5 protein-coding genes are annotated in these 7,225 nt (G+C 72.5%); 3 read left to right on the top strand and 2 right to left on the bottom strand.

The window, feature by feature from the left end:
* Positions 1 to 507: 507 nt before the first annotated feature.
* Together AOK18_RS21830 and AOK18_RS21825 are read right to left on the bottom strand one after the other, a co-directional pair.
* A complete protein-coding gene (locus AOK18_RS21830; protein WP_055695453.1) occupies positions 508 to 2,154 on the bottom strand; it encodes a hypothetical protein in 1,647 nt (548 codons plus the stop codon).
* A 337-nt stretch (positions 2,155 to 2,491) separates the two neighbouring features.
* Positions 2,492 to 3,337: an endo alpha-1,4 polygalactosaminidase gene (locus AOK18_RS21825; protein WP_055695452.1), complete on the bottom strand. Its 846-nt coding sequence runs from the start codon at positions 3,335 to 3,337 to the stop codon at positions 2,492 to 2,494.
* 256 nt (positions 3,338 to 3,593) lie between these two features.
* Between AOK18_RS21825 and AOK18_RS21820 the strand changes: the two genes are divergently transcribed.
* The 3 genes from AOK18_RS21820 to AOK18_RS21810 all read left to right on the top strand — a co-directional run.
* Entirely contained in the window at positions 3,594 to 5,138 is a 1,545-nt protein-coding gene (locus AOK18_RS21820) for a leucyl aminopeptidase (protein ID WP_055695451.1), read from the top strand.
* 322 nt (positions 5,139 to 5,460) lie between these two features.
* Entirely contained in the window at positions 5,461 to 6,849 is a 1,389-nt protein-coding gene (gene lpdA / locus AOK18_RS21815) for a dihydrolipoyl dehydrogenase (RefSeq protein WP_055574677.1), read from the top strand.
* Positions 6,850 to 6,909: 60 nt separating this feature from the next.
* The coding region (locus tag AOK18_RS21810) for a biotin/lipoyl-containing protein (protein ID WP_338119132.1) at positions 6,910 to 7,225 on the top strand (316 nt) is incomplete at its 3' end.

The following is a 7,225-nucleotide window of genomic DNA, read 5'->3' as shown; positions in this document are numbered from 1 at the left end:
GAAATCCCGGCTCCGGCGGCGGCCGCATCGCCGAGCCGGGATTTCACGAGGTGTTCACAACACCGGGCGCGCGTGCGCCGCCCTACTCACTCCGCAGGTCGGCGGCAGCCGGTCCGGCACCGCGCCACCGGGCCGGCGGTGGGACGGCGCGCCTCACCGCCCCCCGAAGAACACCCAGGTGGGACCCACGGGACCGGCCGGGGACCCCCGAGACCCGCGGAACATGTGACGAACGGCCGTGCACCCCAGTGCTTCGCGCAGGTCATGGACACATTGAACATGTCAAGTGCCTTTCCGGCGCTCGGCCGCGGGTTCGAGTCCCGCCGGGGTCCCCCTGACGCATCATCGGGTGGAGATATTTCTGTCCGGGCATGACAGCAAATCGGACCCCCCTCTTCCGCGGGACGGGGAACGCCGTACGCCGTGCCGGCGTGCGGGCGCCGGGACCCCCGGGAGGCGTGTGGCGGCCGTGCCGCCCGGGGACCCGTCCCGCTCCCTGCCCCCGGGTCACCCCGAGGCCAGCTGCTCCGCTATCTCCTTGATCCAACCGGAGCTCTTCGCCGGGTCGTCGAGGGTGGCCGCCCACGCTTCCGGCTCTAGCCCGTGCTGGGCGGGGCCTGATTTGAGGGCGACGAGGAGGGCCCTCGCGGACTCCCTCATCTCGGCCGTCGTGCCGCCGCTGCCGGGGACGCCGGGACCTGCCGCCAGGGCGTAGATCTCGCGCGCCATGGCCTGGCGTTCCCCCTGCGACACCTTCTTCCAGAAGGTCAGGGCGTGCTTCAGCGATGCGCCGCGGGACGCGGCCTCCGCCGAGGTCTCGCCCTCCGGCGCCCAGCGCTCGGGGTGGCGGACCTCTTCGTAGCGCTTCGTGGCGGCGCGGAGCGCCTTGTACAGGGTGACGCCGAGGACGAGACCGGCCCCGGCTCCGGCGAGACCCCATCCGACCGGGTTGCTCGCCAGTCCGGCCGTTCCCGCCGCGACCGCCGTCACGACGCCGGCCGCGGCCTTGGTGGACTCGCCCACCGCGCCGCCGACCGTCTCCTTGCCGACCTTGGTGAGCTGCTTCTTCTTCGCGTACCCCTGCACCGTGCTCAGTCTTTCCACGTCCCGCTCGGCGCGCCGGAGGGTCTCGGCGGCGTCGCGGGCCTCACCCATCGCCTCCCAGGCGGCGTCGATGGCCTCGGAAACGAGCTCCAGCCGTCCCTCGCCCTCGTGCTTCCAGTAGGCGTCCAGCGCGACGTACGCCTCCGCCGCCGCCCAGCCGGCCTGTTCCCGCGACTCGTTCAGCCGGGCCAGTGACCCCGCGTGGACGAGGTGGGGATCTCCGAGCTCCTTCACCTTCAGGTACTTGCGGGCCGCTCCCCCGGCGCGGAAGGCCGCCCGCACGCCCTTGACCGCACCGACGGAAGCGCTGGCGACACCGCTCGCCTCGGACGCCACCGCGGCGTCCGCCGCCTTCTGGATCTTGGTCACCTCCTTGGCGACGGCGGCGCTGTAGCTTCCCGAACCGGCGGCGCCGATGACCGCGTCGGCCCCCTTGACCTTGGCCTTCTTCTTCGCCGTGTGGTGGCCGGCGCCGGTCTCGTGCTTCTTGGCGTCCTTCATGTTCTTGTACGCGTCCATGCCGCTGACCACGGTGCCGGCGGCCTCCGTGAGGAGGTTCCCCGACGCCGCGGAGGTCCCCGAGGCGGCGGCGGAGTGCTTGAGGCCCTCGTTGGCCGCGACGGCGGCCTGCTGGGTGAAGCCCGCGTTGACGGGGGTCTGGACACCCTTGATGAAGGTGTCGATGGGTTCGAGGTTCTTCTTGAACCTGTCCAGGAGCGCGGCGATCCGGTCGCGGTAGTCCTTCTTCTTCGCTCCGGGGGACGCGCCGCCGCTCTCCGGCGCCTTCCCCTTGTCCGCGCCGCCGCTCTCCGGCGCCTTCCCCTTGTCCGCGCCCCCGGTCTCCGGCGCCTTCCCCTTGTCCGCGCCCCTGGCGCGCTGCACCGCCGTGGTCGTGGCCCGGTTGCCGGCGCTGGACTGCATCCGGAGGAGGGCGCGCTCCGCCGGGTTCCTGGACGGACTCCCGGCCCGGCTCCCTTCCCGGCGCTGCCGGGACGACGTCAGGACGGCCGCGGACTGCCGTGTCGGGGTGCGGGGGACCGGGGTGCTCATGGACGTGCCTCTCCTGCTGCCGGACCGGGCGAGGCGAAGGTAGCCGGGCACGGCCAACGGGAGGGGTGCGACGGGGAAACTCTCCGGGGACGCCGCGGAACACATCGGGGGAGGACGGGCCCCGGACGTGGGGCGGTGCCGGACGGGGAGTGCGCGGAGCCGCCCCGGTGTCCGCGCCGCCCCGGCGGCGCGGACCGGGCAGCGCTCCGGGCCTGAGCGGCGGTCCGGGCTCCCGCGGGCCTCCCGCTCCGGCCCCGCGCGAGGTCACGGCGGCCCGGCCCGTCCGGCCCGGCGCGTCAGCGGCAGCGTGGTTCCGGTGCCGGCCGGCTCCCCCGGGTCAGCACGGGTCGCGCCACACTCCCAGTTCCGGCTTCTTCCGCATGGACGACAGTCCCAGCTCGCGGGACTCGGCACAGAACTCGCCGGTCGGCTCCGCGTACTCCACGTGGAAGACCGCCTTGCCCGCCTCGATGAACGGGGTGAGTGCGGCGCACTCGCCGTACTGCGCGCACTCCTCGTTGACGGCGAAGTCGAAGTCGTCCACGAGGTCCGGGATCTGCGGCAGGTCGTTCTTGAGCCCCACCGACAGACCGCGTTCGTGCGCGATGTCCGCGATCATGCGGTTGTAGCGGATCTGGTCGGCGCCGGTGAGCGGGAACCCGGTGTCGTGGCCGTAGCCCTCCACCAGGTCCGGCTCCACCGCGTCGAAGCCCTTGTCCCGGCACATGTCGAACCGCTCGGCCATGATCGGTTCCAGGACGTCGGTGCGCCGGATGTCGAGCCAGCGCTCGCCCTCCCAGCCGTTGCCCCGGCCGATCACCGACGCCGGGAAGTCGTCCGCGTCCGGCCGGAAGTCCTCCCAGGCGCCCGTGGACAGGTAGCAGATGACCTTCCGGCCGTCGCGGTGCAGCCGTTCGACCGTGTCCCCGGAATGGTCGAACCCGTCGATGTCGTAGACCGGTACGTCGACGGAGGTGTCGAGGCGCCCGCTGAGCTGCCACTGCCAGTCGGTGCCGGGCCGCGGCTGCCAGCGGGGGCCGTCGCCGCGACCGGTGCCGGAGCCCGGGTCGGCAGCGGGGTCCGAGCCGGCGCCGGAGCCCGTTCCCGGGACGCAGCCCGCGAGCAGCAGCAGCGCGCACAGGGCGAGGGGCAGCACGGCGAACGGTCCCGGGAGTCGTCTCATGGGTGTCCCTCGTCCTCGCCGCCGTCCGGCGGTCCGCGTGCGGGACTCCGACGGCGGCCGCCGTGTCACCGATCGGTGACGACCCGCGTGAGGGAGTGGACACGCAGACGCGCGTAGTCTCGTCCGAAGTGTCGCCGTACCGGGGACGGCCCCGCCGAGACCGTACCTCCAGGTCGCCGTTAGGGTCGGCGCCGGGCCGGTCGACCCACACCTTTCGGCCACAGCAACTTCACATCGGAAGCGAGAATTCACCACCGTGACTGCTCTCACTCTCAGCACCGCCGCGTTGCCCGGCCTGCGGGCCGACGCGATCGTGATCGGTGTCGCCAAGGACACTGGGTCCGCGGCCGGGAGCCCGGTCGTCGTACCGGGCGCCGAAGCCGTGGACAAGGCCTACGACGGCAGGCTCGCCGGCGTCCTGGAGACCCTCGGTGCCTCCGGCGCCGAGGGCGAGGTGACGAAGCTCCCCGCGCCGACCGGCTTCAAGACGCCGCTCGTGGTCGCGGTGGGCCTCGGCACCCGGCCCGAGAAGGACGCCGCCCCCGACGCCGAGGCGCTGCGCCGCGCGGCCGGCGTCGCCGCCCGTGCCCTGTCCGGCTCCAAGAAGGCCGTCTTCGCCCTCCCCATGACGGACGCCGCCGACGCCGGCGCGGTCGCCGAGGGCGCGCTGCTCGGCGCGTACTCCTTCGACGCCTACAAGAACGGCGACGACGACGCCAAGGACAGGAAGAAGAACCGCAAGGGGCCGCTCGCCGAGGTCGTGCTGGCCGGCGTGCCGTCCCGCGACAAGGCGTTCAAGGCGGCCGCGGAGCGCGCCACCGCGGTGGCCGAGGAACTCAACCGGGCCCGCGACCTGATCAACACCCCGCCCAACGACCTCGACCCCGAGGCGTTCGCCGCCGTCGTGCAGGCGGCGGCCAAGGAGCACGGCATCAAGGTGCAGGTGCTCGACGAGAAGGCGCTGGCCAAGGCCGGCCACGGCGGCATCCTCGGCGTGGGCGCCGGCTCGGCGTCGGGCCCGCGGCTGGTGAAGCTGTCGTACACCTCCGCCAAGGCGAAGAAGCACCTCGCCTTCGTCGGCAAGGGCATCACGTACGACTCGGGCGGCATCTCGCTGAAGCCGGCCGGGCACAACGAGACGATGAAGTGCGACATGAGCGGCGCCGCCGCCGTGTTCGCCGCGGTCGTCGCCGCCGCCCGTCTCGGCCTCGCGGTCAACGTCACCGGCTGGCTCGCCCTGGCCGAAAACATGCCCTCGGGCTCCGCCACCCGTCCGGGTGATGTGCTGCGCATGTACAGCGGCAAGACGGTGGAGGTGCTCAACACCGACGCCGAGGGCCGGCTGGTCCTCGCGGACGCGCTGTGGGCGGCCTCGGAGGAGAAGCCCGACGCGATCGTGGACGTCGCGACGCTGACCGGCGCGATGGTCCTGGCACTGGGCAACCGCACCTTCGGCATCATGGCGAACGACGACACCTTCCGCGCCGCGGTGCTGGAGGCCGCCGAGGAGGCCGGCGAGCCCGCCTGGCCGATGCCGCTGCCGGAGCACCTGCGCAAGGGGATGGACTCGACCGTCGCCGACATCGCGAACATGGGCGAGCGGATGGGCGGCGGACTCGTCGCCGCCCTCTTCCTGCGCGAGTTCGTCGGCGAGGGCATCACCTGGGCCCACCTCGACATCGCGGGACCGGCCTTCAACGAGGGCGGCCCCTTCGGGTACACCCCCAAGGGCGGTACGGGTTCGGCGGTGCGGACGCTGGTCCGCCTCGCGGAGCAGACGGCGTCCGGCGAGCTGGGCTGAGCCGGCCGGTCGCCGGCGGGACCCCGTGCGCGGACAGGACGGGGCCCCGCCGACCGCCGGCCGGGTCGCGTCCCGCCGTGCCGTGCCGCGCGGGCCCGCCGTACGGGACGTCGCGCGTGCTCACCGCGCCCGCGACGGGCGGGCGTTCGAACGTGGGACGCCTCACACCGCCGCCCCACGTCTCGTTCCGCGTCGACAAGTGCGAGGATAGGGCTCGGCAGGACAGGGCCCGACCGAGGGCCGAAGGCAAAAGAGCGGCCGGACACCAGCCGCCGACCGGTCGCTGGAGACCGGCGTGGCGCACATGCATGGAGGACGTGACGTGGCGAACGACGCCAGCACTGTTTTCGACCTAGTGATCCTCGGCGGCGGCAGCGGCGGTTACGCCGCGGCCCTGCGCGGGGCGCAGCTGGGCCTGGACGTCGCCCTGATCGAGAAGAACAAGGTCGGCGGTACCTGCCTGCACAACGGGTGCATCCCCACCAAGGCCCTGCTGCACGCGGGCGAAGTCGCCGACCAGGCCCGCGAGAGCGAGCAGTTCGGTGTGAAGGCCACCTTCGAGGGCATCGACATGGCGGCCGTCCACAAGTACAAGAACGACGTGATCTCGGGCCTGTACAAGGGTCTGCAGGGTCTGATCGCCTCCCGCAAGGTGACCTACATCGAGGGTGAGGGCCGGCTGTCGTCGCCGACCTCCGTCGACGTGAACGGTCAGCGGGTCCAGGGCCGCCACGTCCTGCTGGCGACCGGTTCCGTGCCGAAGTCGCTGCCGGGCCTGGAGATCGACGGCGAGCGGATCATCTCCTCCGACCACGCCCTCGGCCTGGACCGGGTGCCGAAGTCCGCGATCGTGCTGGGCGGCGGCGTCATCGGCGTCGAGTTCGCCTCCGCGTGGAAGTCGTTCGGCGCCGAGGTCACCATCGTCGAGGGCCTCAAGCACCTCGTCCCGGTCGAGGACGAGAACAGCTCGAAGCTGCTGGAGCGGGCGTTCCGCAAGCGGGGCATCAAGTTCAACCTGGGCACCTTCTTCCAGAAGGCCGAGTACACCCAGGACGGCGTGAGGGTCACCCTCGCCGACGGCAAGGAGTTCGAGGCCGAGGTCCTGCTCGTCGCCATCGGCCGCGGCCCGGTCTCGCAGGGCCTGGGCTACGAGGAGGCCGGGGTCGCCATGGACCGCGGCTACGTCCTGGTCGACGAGTACATGCGGACCAACGTCCCGACGATCTCCGCGGTCGGCGACCTCGTCCCGACGCTCCAGCTCGCGCACGTCGGCTTCGCCGAGGGCATGCTGGTGGCGGAGCGGCTGGCCGGGCTGAAGACCGTCCCGGTCGACTACGACGGCGTGCCGCGGGTGACGTACTGCCACCCGGAGGTCGCCTCCGTCGGCATCACCGAGGCCAAGGCCAAGGAGATCTACGGTGCGGACAAGGTCGTCGCCCTGAAGTACAACCTGGCGGGCAACGGCAAGAGCAAGATCCTCAAGACCGCGGGCGAGATCAAGCTCGTCCAGGTCAAGGACGGTGCGGTGGTCGGCGTCCACATGGTCGGCGACCGTATGGGCGAGCAGGTGGGCGAAGCCCAGCTGATCTACAACTGGGAGGCGCTGCCTGCCGAGGTCGCCCAGCTGGTCCACGCCCACCCGACGCAGAACGAGGCGCTCGGCGAGGCGCACCTGGCCCTCGCGGGCAAGCCCCTCCACTCCCACGACTGACCCCTTCGGTCACGGGCGCGACGACACAGACTTCCGCACTTCTAAGGAGCAACCGAAACCATGGCGGTTTCCGTAACCCTTCCGGCGCTCGGCGAGAGCGTCACCGAGGGCACTGTCACCCGCTGGCTGAAGGCCGAGGGCGAGCGTGTCGAGGCCGACGAGCCGCTGCTCGAGGTCTCCACCGACAAGGTCGACACCGAGATCCCCGCTCCGGCCGCCGGCGTGCTGTCCTCCATCAAGGTCGCCGAGGACGAGACCGTCGAGGTCGGTGCCGAGCTCGCCGTCATCGGCGCTCCGGGTGCCGCTCCGGCGGCCGCCGAGCAGGCTCCGGCCGCCCCGGCGCAGCCCGAACCCGAGGCCGCCCCGGCGCAGCCCG

The sequence above is a fragment of the Streptomyces prasinopilosus genome, from assembly GCF_001419695.1.
In the GTDB taxonomy this organism is placed as follows: domain Bacteria; phylum Actinomycetota; class Actinomycetes; order Streptomycetales; family Streptomycetaceae; genus Streptomyces; species Streptomyces prasinopilosus.
Note: the sequence above shows the minus strand (reverse complement) of the source record. Positions and strands in the feature narration are given on the sequence as shown.